Origin of the sequence: Nonomuraea sp. NPDC050680 (assembly GCF_040654555.1) — a bacterium.
In the GTDB taxonomy this organism is placed as follows: Bacteria; Actinomycetota; Actinomycetes; order Streptosporangiales; family Streptosporangiaceae; genus Nonomuraea.
In genome coordinates, this window is the sequence record NZ_JBFAIF010000004.1 from 762,063 (window position 1) to 780,128 (window position 18,066).

Annotated in this window: 19 protein-coding genes; 9 read left to right on the forward strand and 10 right to left on the reverse strand. The window is 70.4% G+C overall.

Annotated features, from left to right (window positions below):
* Window positions 1-2 precede the first annotated feature (2 nt).
* Both AB0H88_RS19115 and AB0H88_RS19120 read left to right on the forward strand, forming a co-directional pair.
* A complete protein-coding gene (locus tag AB0H88_RS19115) occupies window positions 3-917 on the forward strand; it encodes a sugar ABC transporter permease (protein WP_357646093.1) in 915 nt (304 codons plus the stop codon).
* Window positions 914-1,726, forward strand: a complete 813-nt coding sequence (locus tag AB0H88_RS19120) for a carbohydrate ABC transporter permease (RefSeq protein WP_225294860.1) — start codon at window positions 914-916, stop codon at window positions 1,724-1,726. The genes AB0H88_RS19115 and AB0H88_RS19120 overlap by 4 nt, the downstream gene beginning before the upstream one ends.
* A gap of 7 nt (window positions 1,727-1,733) precedes the next feature.
* Here AB0H88_RS19120 and AB0H88_RS19125 read toward each other — a convergent pair whose 3' ends face one another.
* The 3 genes from AB0H88_RS19125 to AB0H88_RS19135 are packed head-to-tail and all read right to left on the reverse strand — an operon-like array spanning window position 1,734 to window position 4,823.
* On the reverse strand, window positions 1,734-2,945 hold the full coding sequence (locus AB0H88_RS19125) for an amidohydrolase family protein (RefSeq protein WP_357646095.1): 1,212 nt from the start codon (window positions 2,943-2,945) through the stop codon (window positions 1,734-1,736).
* A 49-nt stretch (window positions 2,946-2,994) separates the two neighbouring features.
* Window positions 2,995-3,435 (reverse strand): GAF domain-containing protein, encoded by a 441-nt coding sequence (locus tag AB0H88_RS19130; RefSeq protein WP_357646097.1) that lies wholly within the window; start codon window positions 3,433-3,435, stop codon window positions 2,995-2,997.
* Window positions 3,432-4,823, reverse strand: a complete 1,392-nt coding sequence (locus tag AB0H88_RS19135; protein WP_357646099.1) for an MFS transporter — start codon at window positions 4,821-4,823, stop codon at window positions 3,432-3,434. The genes AB0H88_RS19130 and AB0H88_RS19135 overlap by 4 nt, the downstream gene beginning before the upstream one ends.
* A gap of 144 nt (window positions 4,824-4,967) precedes the next feature.
* Between AB0H88_RS19135 and AB0H88_RS19140 the strand changes: the two genes are divergently transcribed.
* The gene (locus tag AB0H88_RS19140) at window positions 4,968-5,888 is read left to right on the forward strand and encodes a MurR/RpiR family transcriptional regulator (protein ID WP_357646100.1); all 921 of its coding nucleotides are present in this window, start codon (window positions 4,968-4,970) and stop codon (window positions 5,886-5,888) included.
* A gap of 19 nt (window positions 5,889-5,907) precedes the next feature.
* On the opposite strand, the gene AB0H88_RS19145 is transcribed toward AB0H88_RS19140, so the two are convergent.
* Window positions 5,908-7,944, reverse strand: a complete 2,037-nt coding sequence (locus AB0H88_RS19145; RefSeq protein WP_357646102.1) for a spermidine synthase — start codon at window positions 7,942-7,944, stop codon at window positions 5,908-5,910.
* A gap of 183 nt (window positions 7,945-8,127) precedes the next feature.
* Here AB0H88_RS19145 and AB0H88_RS19150 point away from each other — a divergent pair, with 183 nt between their 5' ends.
* Window positions 8,128-9,486, forward strand: a complete 1,359-nt coding sequence (locus AB0H88_RS19150) for a S8 family serine peptidase (RefSeq protein ID WP_357646104.1) — start codon at window positions 8,128-8,130, stop codon at window positions 9,484-9,486.
* 67 nt (window positions 9,487-9,553) lie between these two features.
* On the opposite strand, the gene AB0H88_RS19155 is transcribed toward AB0H88_RS19150, so the two are convergent.
* Both AB0H88_RS19155 and AB0H88_RS19160 read right to left on the reverse strand, forming a co-directional pair.
* Complete coding sequence (locus AB0H88_RS19155; protein ID WP_357646106.1) at window positions 9,554-10,279, reverse strand: ABC transporter permease; 726 nt, start codon at window positions 10,277-10,279, stop codon at window positions 9,554-9,556.
* Window positions 10,279-11,019 (reverse strand): ATP-binding cassette domain-containing protein, encoded by a 741-nt coding sequence (locus tag AB0H88_RS19160; RefSeq protein ID WP_357646108.1) that lies wholly within the window; start codon window positions 11,017-11,019, stop codon window positions 10,279-10,281. The genes AB0H88_RS19155 and AB0H88_RS19160 overlap by 1 nt, the downstream gene beginning before the upstream one ends.
* 67 nt (window positions 11,020-11,086) lie before the next feature.
* On the opposite strand from AB0H88_RS19160, the gene AB0H88_RS19165 reads away from it, so the two are divergent.
* On the forward strand, window positions 11,087-11,797 hold the full coding sequence (locus AB0H88_RS19165; protein ID WP_357646110.1) for a TetR/AcrR family transcriptional regulator: 711 nt from the start codon (window positions 11,087-11,089) through the stop codon (window positions 11,795-11,797).
* Here the strand turns inward: AB0H88_RS19165 and AB0H88_RS19170 are convergent.
* The gene (locus tag AB0H88_RS19170) at window positions 11,720-12,037 is read right to left on the reverse strand and encodes a DUF4190 domain-containing protein (RefSeq protein ID WP_357646112.1); all 318 of its coding nucleotides are present in this window, start codon (window positions 12,035-12,037) and stop codon (window positions 11,720-11,722) included. The two genes, AB0H88_RS19165 and AB0H88_RS19170, sit on opposite strands and share 78 nt — an antisense overlap.
* A 90-nt stretch (window positions 12,038-12,127) precedes the next feature.
* On the opposite strand from AB0H88_RS19170, the gene AB0H88_RS19175 reads away from it, so the two are divergent.
* Together AB0H88_RS19175 and AB0H88_RS19180 are read left to right on the forward strand one after the other, a co-directional pair.
* The gene (locus tag AB0H88_RS19175; protein WP_357646113.1) at window positions 12,128-12,604 is read left to right on the forward strand and encodes a nitroreductase family deazaflavin-dependent oxidoreductase; all 477 of its coding nucleotides are present in this window, start codon (window positions 12,128-12,130) and stop codon (window positions 12,602-12,604) included.
* Between the two features lie 53 nt (window positions 12,605-12,657).
* On the forward strand, window positions 12,658-13,521 hold the full coding sequence (locus AB0H88_RS19180) for an ion transporter (protein ID WP_357646115.1): 864 nt from the start codon (window positions 12,658-12,660) through the stop codon (window positions 13,519-13,521).
* Here AB0H88_RS19180 and AB0H88_RS19185 read toward each other — a convergent pair.
* Both AB0H88_RS19185 and rpsD read right to left on the reverse strand, forming a co-directional pair.
* The gene (locus AB0H88_RS19185) at window positions 13,502-14,767 is read right to left on the reverse strand and encodes a low temperature requirement protein A (RefSeq protein ID WP_357646116.1); all 1,266 of its coding nucleotides are present in this window, start codon (window positions 14,765-14,767) and stop codon (window positions 13,502-13,504) included. The two genes, AB0H88_RS19180 and AB0H88_RS19185, sit on opposite strands and share 20 nt — an antisense overlap.
* A 2-nt stretch (window positions 14,768-14,769) precedes the next feature.
* Window positions 14,770-15,384 (reverse strand): 30S ribosomal protein S4, encoded by a 615-nt coding sequence (rpsD, locus tag AB0H88_RS19190; protein ID WP_357646408.1) that lies wholly within the window; start codon window positions 15,382-15,384, stop codon window positions 14,770-14,772.
* Between the two features lie 76 nt (window positions 15,385-15,460).
* On the opposite strand from rpsD, the gene AB0H88_RS19195 reads away from it, so the two are divergent.
* Together AB0H88_RS19195 and AB0H88_RS19200 are read left to right on the forward strand one after the other, a co-directional pair.
* Window positions 15,461-16,162, forward strand: a complete 702-nt coding sequence (locus tag AB0H88_RS19195; protein WP_357646118.1) for a DUF2470 domain-containing protein — start codon at window positions 15,461-15,463, stop codon at window positions 16,160-16,162.
* Between the two features lie 98 nt (window positions 16,163-16,260).
* The gene (locus tag AB0H88_RS19200; protein ID WP_357646119.1) at window positions 16,261-16,779 is read left to right on the forward strand and encodes a hypothetical protein; all 519 of its coding nucleotides are present in this window, start codon (window positions 16,261-16,263) and stop codon (window positions 16,777-16,779) included.
* An 18-nt stretch (window positions 16,780-16,797) separates the two neighbouring features.
* On the opposite strand, the gene AB0H88_RS19205 is transcribed toward AB0H88_RS19200, so the two are convergent.
* Entirely contained in the window at window positions 16,798-17,988 is a 1,191-nt protein-coding gene (locus AB0H88_RS19205) for an ROK family transcriptional regulator (RefSeq protein ID WP_357646121.1), read from the reverse strand.
* Between the last annotated feature and the right edge of the window lie 78 nt (window positions 17,989-18,066).

Below are 18,066 nucleotides of genomic sequence, written 5' to 3' on the forward strand. Positions count from 1 at the left end.
CCATGACAGCGACGCCCGTCGGACGATCCACCGCCGGGGCCGGCAAGCCCCGGCGGCGGTTCGCCGCGCTCTCGCCCTCGTGGCTGTTCGCGGCGCCCGCCCTGGTGGTCTACGCCGTCGTCGTGCTCTATCCCAGCCTGGCGGGCATGCTGTACGCCTTCACCGACTGGAGCGGCATCGGCGCGGACAAGTCGTTCGTCGGGCTGGCGAACTTCCAGACGCTCCTGCACGACGAGCAGGCCATGGACTCCATCGGCAACACGCTGCTGCTGACCGTGGCGATCGTCGTCGTGCAGAACGCCGTGGGGCTGCTGCTCGCGCTCGGCGTGCACGCCAAGCTGAAGAGCCGGGCGCTGCTGCGGGTGATCTTCTTCGCGCCGGTCGTCGTCAGCCCCGTCATGGTGGCCTTCTTGTGGAAGTACATCTACAACCCCGACCCGTCCGCCGGGCTCAACGGGCTGCTCGGTCTGAAGATCGACTGGCTGGGCGACCCGTCGCTCGCGCTGTGGTCGATCGCGGCCACGGTCGTGTGGCAGTACGCCGGCTACTCGATGGTCATCTTCCTGGCCGGGCTGGAGGGCGTGCCGAAGGAGCTGCACGAGGCGGCGATGATCGACGGCGCGAGCACCCTGCAACGCTTCCGGTACGTCACCTGGCCGCTGCTCGCCCCGGCCCTGACGATCAATCTGATGCTCTCCACGATCGGCGGTCTCAAGCTGTTCGACCAGGTCTTCGCGGCGACCAACGGCGGCCCGGGCTACGCCACCGAGACGCTGTCGACCGTGCTGTACAAGCAGGCGTTCGTGTTCGGCAAGTTCGGCTACAGCACCGCGATCGCCCTGGTGCTCGCGCTGTTCGTGGCCGCGGTGTCGCTCGTGCAGGTCTACTACCTGCGCGGCCGGGAGGTGGCCCAGTGAGGCGGACGTTCCTGCTGGAGCTCGTCATGATCGTGGTGGCGGTGGCGTTCCTCTTCCCGGTGTACGCGCTGATCACGCTGTCGCTGAAGGACCCGGCGCAGATCTCGCAGACGCCGCTGGCGCTGCCCGCCCCGCCCACGACGGACAACTTCACCAAGGCATGGTCGGCGGCCGCGCTCGGCCCGTCCCTGATGAACAGCACCGTGATCACCGCCGTCAGCCTGGTCGCGCTGATCGCCCTCGGCTCCTTCGCCGCCTACTACCTGGCCAGGGCCAAGAGCCATCTGGGCTACGGGTTGTACGTGCTGTTCCTGCTGGGCATCGTGCTGCCCTTCCAGCTCGGGATGATCCCGCTCTACCAGCTGGTGACCGACCTGGGGCTGATCGGCACGCACGCGGGGATGATCCTGTTCTACACGGGGATCCAGTTGCCGTTCACGGTGTTCCTCTACACCGGGTTCATCCGCGCGCTGCCCCGCGAGTACGCCAGCGCCGCCCAGATCGACGGCGCCTCGCATCTGACCGCGTTCACCAGGGTCGTCTTCCCGCTGCTGCGGCCGATCACCGGCACGGTGCTGATCCTCAACGCCGTGTTCATCTGGAACGACTTCTTCACCCCCCTGCTCTACCTGGGCGGCTCGGGGTTCGAGACGGTGCCGGTGAGCGTCTTCGCCTTCGTCGGCCAGTACGTCTCCGACCACGGTCTCGTCTTCGCCGGGCTGGTACTCGGGGCGCTGCCGATCGTGGTGATCTTCCTCCTCCTGCAGCGCTACGTGATCAAGGGCTTCTCCAGCGGGCTCAAGGGCTGAGGCACGCTCACCCGGAGACCACCTGGCCGCTCTGCACGACGTGGCGGATGTGCTTGGGCTCGGCGAGCACCCCGAGGTCCCGTAGAGGGTCGCCGTCGAGCACGAGCAGGTCCGCCCGCGCGCCCACCGCGAGCGTGCCGATCTCGCCGGCCAGTCCGACGAGGTCGGCCGCGTTGACCGTGGCGGCCCGCACCACGTCGATCGGCTGCTGCACCTCGCCGCGCAGCCGGAACTCGTGGTTCTGGTGGCGGTGCATGCCGCCCAGCAGGTCGCTGCCGTAGGCCAGCCGCACGCCCGCGCGGGCGGCGCGCTCCAGCGCCCGGAGCCCGGCGCCGAGCACCTCGTCGACCTTGCGCCAGCTCGACTCCGGCAGGCCGAAGGCCATGCCCTCCTCCTTGAGCGCCCAGTACGTCACGAGCGTGGGCACCAGGTAGGCGTCGTGCCTCAGGAACAGCTCCACGCTGCGGTCGTCGAGCAGGTTGCCGTGCTCGATCGAGCGCACCCCGGCCTCCAGGGCGCGGTTGACCGCGCGGGCCGTGTAGGCGTGCGCGGCGACGTAGCGGTTGGCGGCCTCGGCCTCCTCGACGATCGCGCGCAGCTCGTCCATGGAGTACTGGGTCGAGTCGATGCGGTCGGTGGGCGAGGCGACACCGCCGGAGGCCATGACCTTGATGTGGTGGGCGCCCTTGCGCAGCTCGTCGCGCGCGGCCGCGCGCACGGCGTCCACGCCGTCGGCGACCCGGCCGAGACCGGCGCAGCAGGACTGGTCGGCGCCCCCGTGCTGGCCCCGGCCGCGCTGGTCGCCGTGGCCGCCGGTCTGGCTCAGCCCCTTACCGCAGAACAGCAGCCGCGGCCCGCGGATCAAGCCCTCCTCCTGGGCGTCGCAGAGCCCGTAGTCGGCTCCGGAGGCGTCACGGACCGTGGTGAAGCCGCGGTCGAGCATCTGCCCCATCAGGCGGGCGCTGTGCGCGGTGATGTAGGAGGGCGACATGGCGGGCAGACTGCCCAGGTCGGCGGTCGCGGCGGTGACGTGCACGTGCGCGTCGATCAGCCCGGGTACGACCACGCCGCCGGCCACGTCGATCACCCGAGTGCCCGCGGTGCCGACCAGTCCCGGGCCCGCCTCGACAATGCGGCCCTCCTCCAGGCGCAGGTCACCTTCGGCGTAGTCACCGGTGACCACGTCGAGCACGAGGGCGTTACGCAACAGCAGACTCACTTGATACCTCTCAGGTTCACTCGGCTCAGCCTCACAACGCAGCTCGGCCTCACTCGGCGGTTCCGTGTACGGCGGCGCGCAGGGCGGGCACCGCGAGGGGCGCCAGGGACGCGGCGACGGCGACCGACCCCTCGTCGTAACTGCCCTCGGCGTCCAGGATGTTCAGCACCCCGAGCACCTCGTCCCCGTCCATCACCGGCACGTTGACGATGGCCCCGCAGCCCAGGCTCTCGATCAGCTCGTGGTCGGCGAACACCTCCCGCACGGCGGCCCGGTCCGGGCCGAAGTACGGCTCCCCCGCCTCGATGCAACGGGCCAGCCAGCCCCGGGCCACCTCGACCGTCTTCTCCCCGCCCACGGGATAGCGCTCGGGGTCGCTGCTGTGGACGCGCCGCAGCGCCTGCCGTTCGGGAATCCAGGCCAGGACCGTGAACAGCCGCACTCCCAGTGAGTCCCGGACCTTCTCCTCCACGTCTTTCAGGTCGGTCATTTCGCCATCTCCCCCGCTGTGTCGGCGGGATCGCCCCGCTCGGTCAGGTCTTCCAGTGACCGTCCGGCCGTGGACAGGCCGAAGACGACCACGCAGATCACCCCCGCCACCAGCACGGCCGTGGTGAGGCCGAACACTCCGGCGAAGCCCAGGCTCGCGGCCGACAGGCCGATGATCGTGGGCGCGAGAATGCTGCCGACGCGGCCGAACGCGCTGGACAGGCCGGTGCCGGTGGCCCGGATCCAGGTCGGGAACACCTCGGGCGTGTAGGAGTAGACGCCCGCGTACGTTCCGTTGAGGAAGAAGGACAGCACCGCGCCCGCGATCGTGATGGCGACCGGCGAGTCCATCTGGGACAGCCAGAACGCGCTGATCGCCGAACCCGCGAGGTAGAGCGCGATGGTGTTCTTGCGGTCCAGCCGCTCCGACAGCCAGGCGGCGGAGAAGTAACCGGGGATCTGCGCCAGATAGATGATGATCGAGAACTCGAAGCTCTTCGTCACCGTGATGCCGCGCCCCACGAGCAGGGTCGGGATCCAGGAGAAGAACCCGTAGTAGGAGAACGTGATCACGAACCAGATCAGCCAGATGACGGCGGTCCGCTTGGCCATGGCCGGGCTCCACAGGAACCGCAGCGCGCTGATCAGGTTCACCTTCGGGGTGACCGTCGCGACCTGAGCGGTGGCGGCGGGCACGGGCGGGAGAACCTGCCCGGTGGCCCGCTCGACGCGGCGTTCGAGGTCGACGACCACCGCCTCGGCCTCCGTGTGGCGGCCCTGCTGGAGCAGGAAGCGCGGCGATTCGGGCAGCGAGCGCCGCCACCACAGCAGCATCACCACCGGCACCGCGGTGATCAGCTGCGCGACGCGCCAGCCGTCGTCCATCGTCGGGACCACGAAGCGGCCGATCAGCGCGGCCATGACGAAACCGAAGGAGAAGAACCCGGCCAGCGCGCCGATGAACCAGCCGCGCCGCTTGGCCGGGACGAACTCTGACAGGAACGGCGCGATGATCGCGCTCTCGGCACCGGCCCCGGCCCCGGCGAGGATCCTGGAGCCCAGGAAAGCCTCGTAGTTCGGGGCGAAGGCGGCGACCACCGAGAAGACCGCGTAGAACGCCAGCGCGTACATCATGACCTTCTTGCGGCCGATGCGGTCGCCGAGCAGGCCCGCGATGGCCGCCCCGAACAGGAACCCGAAGGGGCTCGCGGAGCCGATCAGGCCGAGCTGGCCGTCGTCGAGGCCCCACTCCGCGCGGGCGCTGGGCAGCAGGAAGGCGACCACGGCGGAGTCCATGCCGTCGAAGGTGTAGCCGAGTCCGCCTATGAGCAGAAGGAGATAGTGCGGACGGCTCAGGGGGAGCCGGTCCAGACGGGCCAACAAGGTCATGCCAACGCACCTTCCCAAGGTCACAGCCCTGTAGAACGATTGCCTGGCAACGTATAGTGCAAATCCCCCAAATTGCAATGTTCTTTGCACATTCTCCATGTTGCGAACGCGTAGCATGGCTGCTCGGCCACGGGAGAGGATCAGGTGACAGAGCGCGTCACGGACAGCTTTCAGGACTGGCTGCGCGAGCGGGTGCCCGAGCGCGGGCTGCGGCCCAAGGCGGCCGCGCTGCTGGAGGTGCTCCTGTCCCAGCCGCGCCGGGCGTCGTTCGCCTCGGCCGCCGAGCTGGCCCAGCTCGCGGGCGTGAACGTGGCGACCGTGACCCGCACCGCACAGGCGCTCGGCTTCGCCGGCTGGCCCGCGCTCCAGCAGGAGTTGCGCGCTCGCTACCTGTCTTCACTCAGCGCGCCCCAGGTGGCGGCCGAGCACAGCGGCGCCGGCTCGCCCAGCTCCCGCTCACTCCGGCGCGACCTGGACAGCCTCGCGCTGCTCAACAGGCGCCTGGACGAAGGCGTGCTGCGTACCATCGCCGAGGCCGTCGCCGCCGCGGGCCGCACCGTGATCGTCGCGGACGGCAGCTACGCGGCGGTCGGCATGGCGCTCGCGCACAACGCCCGGCTGGCCGGCTACCCCGTCGCGGCCGTGACGAGCGGGGACGCCGAGCTGGCCAACTCCGTCGCGGCGATCGGCCCGGGTGACGTGCTGATCGCCATCAGCTTCTGGCGGCTGTACGAGAGCACCGTGCTGGCCGCCAACGAGGCGCGCGCCCGTGGCGTCCGCGTCTTCGCCTTGACGGACGCGGCCAGCCCCGCCCTGGCGAACGCCGCCGAGGAGGTGGTGATGGTCCCGGCCGAGGGAGTGGCGTTCTTCCCGTCGCTGACCGCCGGCATGGCCGTCGCGCAGGCGCTGGTCACACAGCTGGCCACCGTGGACCCGGCCCGGACGAGCGCCTCCATCGAGACGGCCGAGGGCATGTGGTCGAAGTTCGGCCTCCTGCACCGGCGCCCCGCACCACCCGCCCCCGCCGACCAACACAGCGACCACCACAGCGACCGACCCGGCTGACCGGCAACGGCCCGCGCGACTATGCCGCCACAGACTTGCGCGGCAGCAGGAGGAAAGCCCCGAGGTAGAGGATCCCGGCCACGATGAGCAGCCCCTTGTAGCCGATCACCAGCGCCAGATACTCCAGGCAGCCGCCCACCATGGCCCCCAGGAGGTTCGCCCCGAAGGACGTCGTGGCGTCGGCGGAGTCGGAGAAGCGTTTGGCGAAGACCACGTTCGCCGCGAAGATCGGCAGGAACGCCACCGTCACCGCCGCGACCGCCCGCAGGGGCAGCGGCAGTGACAGCAGCCATGTGTTCGGCACCAGCCAGGCCAGCAGCAGCCCGCCGAACAGCACCCCGTACATGACCGGCAGTGGCGGGGTGCGGAAGCGGCGGGTGATCTCGACGGCGGCGAGCACCGCGACGAGCACCCCGGCGAACACGATGGCGTTGACCACCCACGTCGTGCCGAACAGCAGCGCGAAGCCCGTCACGCTCTTGGTCTCCAGCAGCAGGAAGGCCACCCCGAGCAGGAACAGGTCGGCGTACGGCCGCATCCGCCGGTAGGGCCCGGCGACGACGCGGACGGCGATCAGGCTGACCGCGAGGATCAGGCCGAGCGTGATGAGGTAGAGCGACGGGATGTCGCCGTCCTTCAGGTAGAGGAACGGCCGGTCGTCACCGGTGGGCGGCGGGGTGCCGGCGGCGGCGCCCGCCCACTCCCCCGCGCATCGCTGCGCCGACGCCGTCGCGCCCGCCGTGATCACGGCCTGCTGGCCCGCCGTGCTGACCACGTCGACGCACGGCTTGTGGCCGAACGCGCTCTGCACGGTCCAGGCGAGCCGATCGACGAGCCAGCTCTCGCGGTAGTAGTTGTACATCGAGAAGGTCCCGGTGGGCTTGAGGTGCGCCCGGGCGGCCCGCATGGCCTCCTCGGTGAACAGGTAGCTCTCCAGCCGCAGCGAGCTGGCCCCCGACACCAGCGTGAGCGAGTCGGGCAGGGCGAACAGGATCAGGTCGTACTTGTCGCCGGTGCGTTCCAGGAAGGCGCGGCCGTCGGTGACGTGGGTGGTCACCCGGGGATCGTCGTAGGGCTTGTCGGGGTGCAGGGAGCCGCCGAGTTCGCGGAGCTTGGGGTCGATCTCGACGGCGTCGACGTGGGTCGCGCCCTTGGACAGGGCGATCGCCACGTCCGTGCCGCTGCCCGCGCCGACGATGAGCACGCTCTTGGGCGGAGTGCTCGCCCGCTCGTACGGCAGGCCGTACTGGCGCTCCCACTGCAGCCGGGCGGCGGCGGGCACGGCCTGCTGGTGCGGGACGCCGTTCACGGAGATGTCGGTGACGGGCACGCCGAGCTGCTCGAACTGCTTGTAGGTGACCTTGTAGTACGGCGACCAGAACGCCCCGGCGGTCAGCGTCTCGGCCAGCAGCAGCCCCACGACCGCCAGGGACGGCACGGTGACGAGCCCGAGGTAGATGATCCGCGGCCGGGGCACCAGCAGCACGCCGTAGGCGGCGGCCGCGATCAGTCCCCAGAACACCGGCGGCGCGCTCAGGAACGACAGCGCGGTGAAGAGCGCGATCCCCGAGAGGCTGCCGATCAGGTCGTAGCGGTAGGCCTCCAGGCGGGGCAGCTCGGGGAAGCAGCGCCCGACCAGCTCGGCCGGGCCCATCAGCACGAGCGCCGCCGCGCAGAAGATCACCGGCAGGATCAGCCACGCGGGCGGTCCCGTGGTCTGCAGGCTGGTCCAGTAGAGGACGCCCTCGGTGTTGCGGTCGACGGTGACGGGAAAGGTCAGCACGAGGAAGACCAGGCCGAACAGGATGACCGGCGAATAGTACGGCTGGCGCCGCGCCCGCCCCACGCGCAGGAACCCCAGGCCGATGCCGAGGAACGAGCCGAGAAGCACGAAATTGGTGAAATAGCTGAGATGCACGATGTTCGATCCGGTCCACCGGATCAGCGCCAGCTCCAGGAAGAGCATGAACGCACTGGCGAGAATGAGTCTCGGCCGCACCGCCAGCCAGTGGTCGCCGTCCTCGCCCGCCGCCGTCTTTTGTGCCTGGAGCGTCATGCCGCCTCACGCTAGTGAACGGACCGGGAACAAGGAAGCCTGACAGCGGGAATGAATATCGTCCCCTTGGCGGCTTTTACGGCATTTCAGCAGGTCAAAGCCCCTGAGATGCGCTGGACACGCCCGGACAGATGAAGGAATCTTGGGAGGTTCATTTCCCTCCGAACATTCCGGTGGTGCCTCATGCGCGTCCTGATCCAGCTGCGCCCCTCCCCCGATCTGGTCGCGGCGGTCGCCGATCCCGGCCAGACCGCCACCACGGCCGACGTCGCGGACGGCCTGCCCGGAGTCGAGCTCGACAACGCCTTCACGCCCGTACCCCTCCCCCGGCCCGTCCCGCCGCCCGGCGGCGACCCGCTATCGCTCAACCAGCCGCTGGGCTTCTCTCTGGCCGCCGAGGACGCCTCGGTGCTGGTTCGCGGCACGATCTCCGACGACGAGCTCCTGACCCGCGTGGCCCTTCTGCCCACCCTGCGGCCCGACGTCGTGGGCGTCTACGCCGATCCGGTCGTCGAGTCCTCGCTCACCTGCGGCGGCGACGCGCCGTTCGGCGACTGGCACGACGTCGAACGGCTGCTCAACGTCCCCGGACTGCACGCCGAGGGACTGGACGGCTCAGGGGTGACCCTGGCCGTGCTCGACACCGGCATCAACGCCGCCCACGTCGCCAGGCAGCTCGGCCGGGGCGTCACGCTCGACGCCCAGCGGAGCTGGAACCCCACGGGCGTCGACGGCCGGGCGGGCGAGTTCGAGGTCGCCCATGGCACGATGTGCGCCTTCGACACGCTCATCGGCGCGCCGCAGGCGTCACTGATCGACATCCCGGTGCTGCGCTCCACCCGTCCGGGGGGCTCGGCACTCGACGGGCTGCTGTCGGACGCCGTGGCCGCGTTCGCGCACCTGCGCATGGTGCTCGAAATGCAGCCCGAGGCGTCGAGGGCGCTGGTGATCAGCAACTCGTGGGGGTCGTTCTCCCCCGAATGGGATTTCCCCGTCGGCCATCCGGGCAACTACTCGGACAACGCGGCGCACCCGTTCAACCTGATGATCTCCAGTCTCGACAGCGCGGGTGCCGACGTGCTGTTCGCGGCCGGCAACTGCGGGCGCGAGTGCCGCGACGGCCGGTGCGCCTACCCGGACCGGCCGATCACCGGCGCGAACTCGCATCCCAGAGCCCTGTCGATCGGCGGCGTCGACGTGAGCGGCACCCGGGTCGGCTACTCCTCGCAGGGGCCGGGGCGGCTGACCGCCCGCAAGCCCGACATCTGCGCTTACACCCATTTCTCCGGGTCCAAGGCGTTCGGCGATGGCGAGCCCGACTCGGGCACCTCGGCCGCGACTCCGGTCGCCGCCGGGCTGGTCGCGGCGATCCGTACGCTCTGGCCCGCCTCGCGGCTGCGGCCGGCGCAGTTGCGCGCGCTGCTCCGCCGCACGGGCGAGGACCGCAGCGAGGTGGGCTTCGACTACGACTACGGCTACGGGATCGTCGACACCGCCGGGATCATCGCCGCGCTCCAGCGCCGGGCCAGAAGCGCGGCCTGACGGGGTGCCGTGGTGGGGGGTGGCCGTCACGCCGGGGTGGCCGCCCCTGCCGCCACCCGGGCTCGGCTCAGGCGTTCTCCCGGTTGAACACCCGTGTCCCGATCGTGACGCTGACCAGGGCGAAGACCACGGTCACCGCCACCCCGACGCCGACCGTCCCGGTGGCGTAGTGTCCGGCAAACAGCTCGCGCAGCGCCTCCAGGACATACCGGAACGGGCTGATGTGCGAGAGCGCGTCCAGCCAGCCGGGCGCCATCGACATGGGCAGGAACGCGCCCGACAGCAGGACCAGCGGCAGGACCGCGGTGCTCATCACCGGCGCGAAGAGCTGGTCGTCGAGCGTCAGCGCGACCGCGTACGATAGCGCGGCCAGGCTGAGCCCGAGCACGACCACCAGCACGAGCCCGGCCACCACCCCCGCCGCCGGGGCGCGCAGGCCGAAGGCGTAGCCGACCGCGACCAGCAGCACGGCCTGGATGATGAGCGTCACCGCGTTGTTGAGCACCCGGCCGAGCAGCAGGGCCAGGCGGCTGGCCGGGGTGACGCGCATCCGCTCCAGCACGCCCGAGCGTTTCTCGAAGACCACGCCGAACCCGGCCATGCCGGTGCTCATCAGGCCGAGCTGGATGATCAGGCCCGGCACCAGCGTCTCCCAGGTGCCGATCGTGGCGAAGATGGGCCCGAACAGCACGAGGAAGACCAGCGGCTGGATGACGCCGAAGATGATGCCGATCTTCTGCCGCAGCGTGGCGCGCAGGTTGTGACGGAACAGCAACCAGGTGTCGCGCAGCATCAGACGCCCGCCTCCTCGCGCAGGGACCTGCCGGTGATGTCCAGGAACACCTCGTCGAGCGTGCGGCCGCCGGTCTTGAGCTCGGCCGGGGCGCCCTCGGCCACGATGCTGCCGTGGTCGATGATCAGCAGCCGGTCGCACAGGGCGTCGGCCTCGTCGAGGTAGTGCGTGGTCAGGAAGATCGTCACGCCCTGCTCGGCGCGCAGCGCCCGGATGTGGTCCCACAGGTTGGCCCTGCTCTGCGGGTCGAGCCCGGTCGTCGGCTCATCCAGGAACAGCAGCACGGGCCGGTGCAGCAGGCCGAACGCTATGTCGAAGCGGCGCCGCTGGCCACCGGACAGGGCGCCGCCGGGTCTGGACTCCAGGCCGGTCAGGTCGAGCCGGGCCAGCACCTCGCGCACCCGGGTCCCGGCCTCGGCGCGGGGCAAGCCGTACAGCATGGCCTGGAGTTCGAGCTCCTCCCCGAGCGGCGCGGCCGGGTTGATCCCCCCGCCCTGCGACACGTAGCCGATGCGGCGCCGCACCTCGCGGGCGTCGGCCAGCAGGTCGTGGCCCGCCACCGTGGCGGTGCCCGAGGTGGGCCGGAGCAGCGTGGTCAGCATGCGCATGGTCGTGGTCTTGCCGGCGCCGTTGGGGCCGAGGAAGCCGACGATCTCGCCTGGCTCCACCGATATGTCCACACCCTTGACGGCTTCGACGCCGCCTTTGAAGGTCTTACGCAGACCTACGGTCTTGATCATTTTCATCGCCTCCAAAAATAGAGTAGCCACAAATTTGGTGTGACTGCAATATTGGTAGCATGGAGGCATGGACGAGGGACTGCGCGAGCGGAAGAAGCGGGAGACCAGGCAGCGCATCGCCGACATGGCGATGGGGCTGTTCATGATCCACGGGTTCGACAACGTCACCGTCGCCCAGGTGGCGAAGGCCGCCGACGTGTCGGTCAACACGGTGTTCAACTACTTCGGCACGAAGGAGGACCTGTTCGCCGACCGGCAGAGCGAGGTGGTGGACCTGTCGAGCAAGGTGGTCCGCGAGCGGCGGCCCGGCGAGAGCATCGTGGCGGCCTTCCGGCGCGACTTCCTCGACGCGCTCGACACCGGCGACTGGCGCTACGGGATGAGCGAGGGCTCGGAGGTGTTCGGCCGGCTGGTCAGCGAGAGCGCGGCACTGGTCGCCAGGATGCGCGAGGTGGAGCACCTCGCGGCGGTCAACCTGGCGGCGACCCTCGCCGAGGAGACCGGCGCCGGGCCCGACGACCTCACCCCGCAGCTCGTGGCGGACCAGATCCTGGCCGTGACGCGACTGCTGTCCCGGCACGCGACACGGCGCAAGGCGGCGGGCGAGGACTGGCCCGGGATCCGGGCGGACGTGCGCGTGCAGGCCGTGAAGGCGTTCGACCTGCTGGAGACGGGGATCGGCGGCTACGGCCGCCGATCGCTAGTCGTCGAGGCCGCCGAGGATGGCGGCGCCACCGAAGACCACCAACATGATCGCGTAGAGGCCGATCACCGCTAGCATCAGGCAGGTGCTGACGATGCCGCAGACGCGGCCGGCCGACACCATGCCCCGGTTCTCATAGACGTAGCCGCTCTGGTCGATCTCCCGCAGTGCCTTCGTGCCCATCGACCAGGCGAACGGGCCGATGAACGTACACATGACCAGGCTCAGGATGCCCAGCACCAGGATCGTGGTGCCGTTGGGGTGCGTCTGAGGCGGTGGACCGTAGTAGGACGGGCCGTAGTTGGGATAGGACATCTGCGCTCGCCCCCGTTGTGGTTTAGGCGGTTTTTATACCACAGGCGCCCTGTCGGGCGCAGTTGACCAAACGCTTGCTACACTCGCCGCATGCTCCGGGTTCTGAGGCTCTTCCTCCATCGGCTGGCGGCGGCCAAGTGGTTCATGAGGGCCGGCCCCAAGTTCATGCCGCAGCTCGACCGGACCGTGCACCGGCTGACCCGGGGACGGCTGCTCAGCAACAATCCGGTCATCCCGACGCTGATCCTGGTCACCACGGGCGCCAAGTCCGGCCTGCCGCGCAGCTCGCCGCTCGCCTGCCTGCCCGAACCCGAGGGCACCCTCCTCGTGGTGGGCAGCAACTTCGGCCAGGACCACCACCCGGCGTGGAGCGGCAACCTGCTCAAGACGCCCAGGGCCACGGCCAGCTTCCGGGGGAAGGACTTCCCCGTCACCGCCACGCTGCTGACCGGGGCCGACCGTGAGGCGGCGTGGCCGTGGCTGATCGAGCGGTGGCCGCTGTTCGACCGCTACACGGAGGTGTCCGGACGGGAGTTGCGGGTCTTCCGGCTGACACCGACACGGTGATCTCCTGCGTCATCATGGTGGGGCAACTTTTCCATCTTTAGGAGCCCCTTCCCGTGCGTGAACGCACCCGAGCCTTCGTCGAGCACCAGCGTTTCCAGCGGTTCATCGTCGGCGTCATCCTGCTCAACGCGGCCACCCTCGGCCTCGAAACCGTGCCCTCCGTGGTCGAGAGCTACGGTCACCTGCTGACCGTGGTCGATCATGTGGCGCTCTACATCTTCGTGGCCGAACTGCTCGCGAAGATCTACGTCGAGCGCTCGCGCTTCCCGCGCGATCCGTGGAACATCTTCGACACCGTGATCGTGGCGATCGCCCTGGCCCCCTTCACGAGCGGCCTGTCGGTGCTGCGGTCCCTGCGCATCCTGCGGGCGCTGCGCCTGCTGTCGGTGGTGCCCAGCCTGCGCCGGGTCGTCTCGGCCCTGCTGCGCGCGATGCCCGGCATGAGCTCGATCGTGCTGCTGCTCTCCCTGGTCCTGTACGTGGCCGCCGTCATGGCCACCAAGTTGTACGGCGAGACGGCGCCGAACCGCTTCGGCAGCCTGCCCACCTCGCTGTTCACCCTCTACCAGACGATGACGGGCGACGACTGGGGCAACATCGCCAGAGAGGTGATGCGGACCCACCCCACCGCCTGGATCTTCTTCACCATCTTCATCCTGGTCTGCACGTTCGTCGTGCTCAACCTGTTCATGGCCGTCGTGGTGAGCGCCATGGAGGAGGAGTCGGCCGCCGAGCGCGCGGAGCACGACGACGACAACGCCGCTTCGCTCCAAATGATCCTGGCCGAGCTGACGGCGCTCCGCAAAGAGGTCACCGAGCTGCGCGAAGAACAGAACCTGCTCGAGCCGGCGGGAACCGCGGTGGCCGCCCGACCGAACGGGGGCGGCGGCCGCTCGGTCAAGCGGGGACGGCGGTAGGCGCGGCGGGCTTGTAGACCACCCGCCAGAGGGCGACCCCCAGCAGCAGCGCCACCACGCTCCACGCCGGCACCAGGCCCGCGATCCCGGCGACCAGCAGCGGCACCACGATCGAGGGCACGGCCCAGCCCCAGATCCACCGGCGCCCGGCGCGGCTGGCCAGACCGAGCACGGTGGAGGCGGCGAAGTAGACGGCCAGGCCCCCGCACAGCACCCACGAGATCCCGCCGTGCAGGTGCTCGGCGGGCGCGGACGCCACCACGCCGAGCCCCGCCGCGGTCGCGGTGATACCCGCCGTCATGGCGTAGTGCGCGGGCAGCGCGATGTACGGCTTGAGCCCCCGCTCGTGGATGTCGGGCACGGCGCTCAGGCCGTACTGGAGGGTGAGCCACCACAGCGACACGATCAGCCCGAACCCGGCCACGGCGGCCAGGCCGAGCGGCCAGTCCCAGCTGAGCCCGGAGGAGGCCATCACCACCTGCATGACCGCCTCGCCCAGCACGATGATGACGAACAGCCCGAGCCGCTCGCCCAGGTGCGCGGGGTCGAGCACGGCGACCTTCGGCGTATCCAGGTAACGCGCCTCCAGGATCTTCCCCCTCCTGGCCGCCCTGCGCAGCTCGCGCGCCCTGAGCCGGTCAGCCTGCACCGTGAGCTCCTTGACCAGCCGCTCCGGCCGTCGGCTCTGCGCGACGGAGAAGGCGACGTCCAGCGCGATGCCGAGGCCCCACAGGTAGTAGCGCCACTCACCCTCCACCCCCAGGGAGGCGAACCACGGTGTGAGGCCCGCGCCGAGCTGGGCCGCGGGCCAGGCGGTCATCACCGTGCCGGCCGCCTGGATCGACCGGGAGGCGCTGATCCGGCAGGTGATGTAGGCGGCGATGAACCACTTGTCATGCGTGCCCACGCCGGGAATGGCGTGGGCGACGTCAGGGGCCGCCGCCGCCATGACCGCGATGCCGAACATCCCGATCAGCATGCTGCGCAGGTGCGTCTTCTCGGCGCGGACGTTGGAGTAGAGCGTCAGGGACGTCCAGATGCTCCACACCGCGTAGTAGAGAACGACGAACAGCGCCACATCGCCCCAGGTCGGGTGCTGCAGGCGGTGCGCCAGCTGCGCGACCGCCACCACCACGACGAGGTCGAAGAACAATTCCAGCCAGCTGGCATGCCGCTCACCCGCGCCATTCGCGATTCCGGCATCACCCGCGACTCCCGCGGCACTGGCGGCTCCTGCGTCATTCACGGCTAACGAGAATAGAACTCCACGACCAGTTGCTCGTCCACCGGGACGCTGATCTGCTCGCGCTCGGGCCTGCTGACCAGTGTGAACCGCAGCTGAGAATGATCGACGGACAGGTAGGCCGCGATCCGCTCATCCGCGTGCACGCCCTCGGCGGCGGCCACGAACGGCTGCATCCGGCGCGAGCGCTCCCGCACGCTGACGATCTGGCCGGGCTTGACCAGGTAGCTGGGGATGTCCACCTTGCGGCCGTCGACGGCGATGTGGCCGTGGTTGACGTACTGCCTGGCCGCGTAGATCGACGGTGCCAGGCCGGCCCGCAGTACCAGCGAGGCCAAGCGGGTCTCCAGCAGCGTGACCAGCTCGGCGCCCGACGCGCTCGGCTTGCGCACGGCGAGGTCCCAGTAGCGGCGCAGCTGCCGCTCCGACACGTCGTAGTACCAGCGCAGCTTCTGCTTCTCCAGCAGCCGCAGCCCGTAGTCGCCGGAGGTGCGGCGGTTGGTCTTGCGGCCGTGCTCGCCCGGCGGATAGGGGCGCTGCTCGAAGTAGCGGACGGCCTTCTTGGTCAGCGGGACGCCCGCGCGACGTGACAGTCGCACCTTCGGACCGGTGTAGCGCACGTTCACCTCATGTGGTTAGGTAGTCCTTACTTAGGTAAGGCTAACCTATAGCTAAGTGAGATCTCAAGGAGGCGTCATGCTCACGATCCCCGAGCGGATCCGCACTCTTGCCGCGTCGGCGAGCCTCGCCCGGCTGTCCATCGACGGCGCCCCCGCACCGGCTTGCGGCGGGGTCGACGAGCGGGGCCGCCCGGTGCTGCTGGTCCGGCCGGGCGAGGCGCTGCACGGTCTGCGTGACGACGCCGTCGTGGCGGTGAACCTGACCGCCATGCGCGTGCTCGGCCAGGTGTCGCATCCCCGCGGGCTGATCGAGGTGCAGGGATGGGCGCAGGCGGTGCCCGAGAGTGAGGCGCGCGGGGCCGCCGTCGCGGTCGCGGCGCACACGGCCGACGAGGCCCTGTTCGAGGCGCTGGAGAGCTACGGCCGGCCGGACGCGCCCCAGTTGCTGCGGCTCGACGTCGGCCAGGTGGTGTACCTGACCGGGCACGACTCCGGGGTGCTGGACGCCGACGACTATCTCGACGCCGCCCCCGACCCGCTGGCCACCACCGCCGAGCGCGTGCTGGCCCACATCAACGAATCGCACCGGGCCCAGCTCGCGGGCGGGGTGGCCAAGCGGCTGGGCGGGGACGCCGGGGAGGTGTGGCTGTGGGAGCTGGACCGCTACGGCGCGACGGTCCGGGCGGATGAGCAGCTCGTACGCTTCGCGTGGCCGACCCCCGCGCACACCGCGCTCTGCCTGGAGACCGCGCTACGCGGCCTGCTGTGCGCGTGCTGACCGCCCCGCCGCGGACGCGCCGGCCGCGCCAGGGAACTTGATCACGATTCGCCGGGAGTCACCCGGGATGGGGTGCCGAGTTACTATCATCGGCGCCTGTGGACCACACGGAGCGGCGCAGGCGGATTCTGATGGTCGCCGGATTGATGGCCGGTTGTCTGATGCTGGCCACCGCGGCGATCCTCGTCAGCGGCGTCTTCACCGGGACACAGCTCACTCTGGCCGGCCTGCCCGACCGTGACCGCCACCCGGGCCCCGCGCGGCGCGAGCCGGGAGCGATCGAGTCGAAACTCGCCCGCTATCGCGTCCCGGTCACGCGTCCGGTCCAGTCCACGCCGCTCCCCACGGACCCCGCACCCACTCGCCGGGCCAAGAGGACCGCCCCGGCCACCCCTCACGCCACCCGGGCGACCGGCACCCCGCGCCCCCAGGCGAGCCCCACCCAGAGCGCGTCACCGACTCCGCGGCCCAGCGGCACGGCCATCGCCACGCCGCAGCCCGTGTTGCCCGAGGCTGCCATGGGCCGTACGCAACCACCGAGGATCACCCCCTCGGACCGGAGCACGCCACCGCGCAAGACGAAGAAGCCCTGGCCGAACCGGCATCCCCACCGGTGAAGCCCTGGCCGCCGACCGTCAGGAAGTGACCTTGAGGCGGCTGATCATGCTCTCGTCGACGGCGTCCGGCGAGAGCACGTGGTCGAGGACCATGACCGCGCACCCGCTGATGCCCGCCCCGGCGCCCAGCCTGCTGGGCTCGATGCGCAGCCGGCGGGTGGCCAGCGCGGTGGAGCGGCGGTAGACGACCTCGCGGATGCTCGACACCAGCGGCCCGAACGCCTCGGCCACGTCGCCGCCGAGCACCACGACCGACGGGTTGAGGATGTTGACGGCCACGGACAGGACCTCGCCGATCTGGCGGCCCGCCTCGCGGACGATCGCCATCGTCTCGGCGTCCCCGGCGCGCACCAGCGTGGTCACGTCGGCGATGGTCTTGACGTCCTTGCCCGCGGCCCGCAGGTCGCGCAGCAGCGCGGTGCCGCTGGCGACCGAGTCGACGCAGTCGATGTTGCCGCAGCGGCAGAGCACGCCGCCGCCGTCGCGCACGGGGATGTGGCCGATCTCGCCCGCCGCGCCGAGCGCGCCGCGCAGGATCTTGCCGCCCGCGATGACACCCGCGCCGATCCGGGTGGACACCTTGACGAACATCAGGTCGTCCAGGTCGGGATAGGCGCCCCGGTGCTCGCCGATGGCCAGCAGGTTCACGTCGTTGTCGATGAGTACGGGCACCGGGAAGCGCTCGCGGACCACCGGCGGGATCACCACGCCCGTCCACGAGGCCATCACCCTGGCGCTCTCGGTGCGCCCCTGCGCGAACTCGACCGTGGCGGGCACGCCCATGCCCACGCCTCGCAGCATCGAACGGGGCCGGTCGCCGAGTAGTTCGTCCCAGGTGTCCATGACGAGCGGCAGCACCACGTCGGGACCCTGCTCGACGTCGATGGCGAAGTCGCGCCCCTCGATCTCGCGGCCCGCCAGGTCGCAGACCGCCACCCGCGTACGGCTGGCGCCGAGGGCGGCCACCAGCACCACGCCGCCGACGGCGTTGAACTCCAGGCGGACCGGCGGCCGGCCGCCGGTGGACGGCGCGTCGGCCCGCTCCACGACCAGACCGCGGTCGAGCAGCTCACCGACCCGCAGTTGCACCGCGGGACGGGACAGACCGGTCACCCGGCCCAGATCCGCTCGCGTCACGGCCTCACCGGTGCGGATGAGGCGGAGCACCTCGCCACTCGTGGCGAGCGTCGCGGCGGTACGTCGAGGCATCCGCCAAGTGAATCACAGGAGGTTAGGTAATGAAAAGTCTCGACTTTTTTATCTCAAATAGCAAAACTCTGCTTGTGT

Excerpts from the sequence above, each read along its gene's own strand:
- AB0H88_RS19195 (WP_357646118.1), top strand. The coding sequence starts at position 15,461 with ATGCTCACGATCCCCGAGCGGATCCGCACTCTTGCCGCGTCGGCGAGC.
- AB0H88_RS19165 (WP_357646110.1), top strand. The coding sequence starts at position 11,087 with ATGGACGAGGGACTGCGCGAGCGGAAGAAGCGGGAGACCAGGCAGCGC.
- AB0H88_RS19205 (WP_357646121.1), bottom strand. The coding sequence starts at position 17,988 with ATGCCTCGACGTACCGCCGCGACGCTCGCCACGAGTGGCGAGGTGCTC.
- AB0H88_RS19135 (WP_357646099.1), bottom strand. The coding sequence starts at position 4,823 with ATGACCTTGTTGGCCCGTCTGGACCGGCTCCCCCTGAGCCGTCCGCAC.
- AB0H88_RS19150 (WP_357646104.1), top strand. The coding sequence starts at position 8,128 with ATGCGCGTCCTGATCCAGCTGCGCCCCTCCCCCGATCTGGTCGCGGCG.
- AB0H88_RS19175 (WP_357646113.1), top strand. The coding sequence starts at position 12,128 with ATGCTCCGGGTTCTGAGGCTCTTCCTCCATCGGCTGGCGGCGGCCAAG.
- AB0H88_RS19155 (WP_357646106.1), bottom strand. The coding sequence starts at position 10,279 with ATGCTGCGCGACACCTGGTTGCTGTTCCGTCACAACCTGCGCGCCACG.
- AB0H88_RS19160 (WP_357646108.1), bottom strand. The coding sequence starts at position 11,019 with ATGATCAAGACCGTAGGTCTGCGTAAGACCTTCAAAGGCGGCGTCGAA.
- AB0H88_RS19115 (WP_357646093.1), top strand. The coding sequence starts at position 3 with ATGACAGCGACGCCCGTCGGACGATCCACCGCCGGGGCCGGCAAGCCC.
- AB0H88_RS19145 (WP_357646102.1), bottom strand. The coding sequence starts at position 7,944 with ATGACGCTCCAGGCACAAAAGACGGCGGCGGGCGAGGACGGCGACCAC.
- AB0H88_RS19130 (WP_357646097.1), bottom strand. The coding sequence starts at position 3,435 with ATGACCGACCTGAAAGACGTGGAGGAGAAGGTCCGGGACTCACTGGGA.
- AB0H88_RS19170 (WP_357646112.1), bottom strand. The coding sequence starts at position 12,037 with ATGTCCTATCCCAACTACGGCCCGTCCTACTACGGTCCACCGCCTCAG.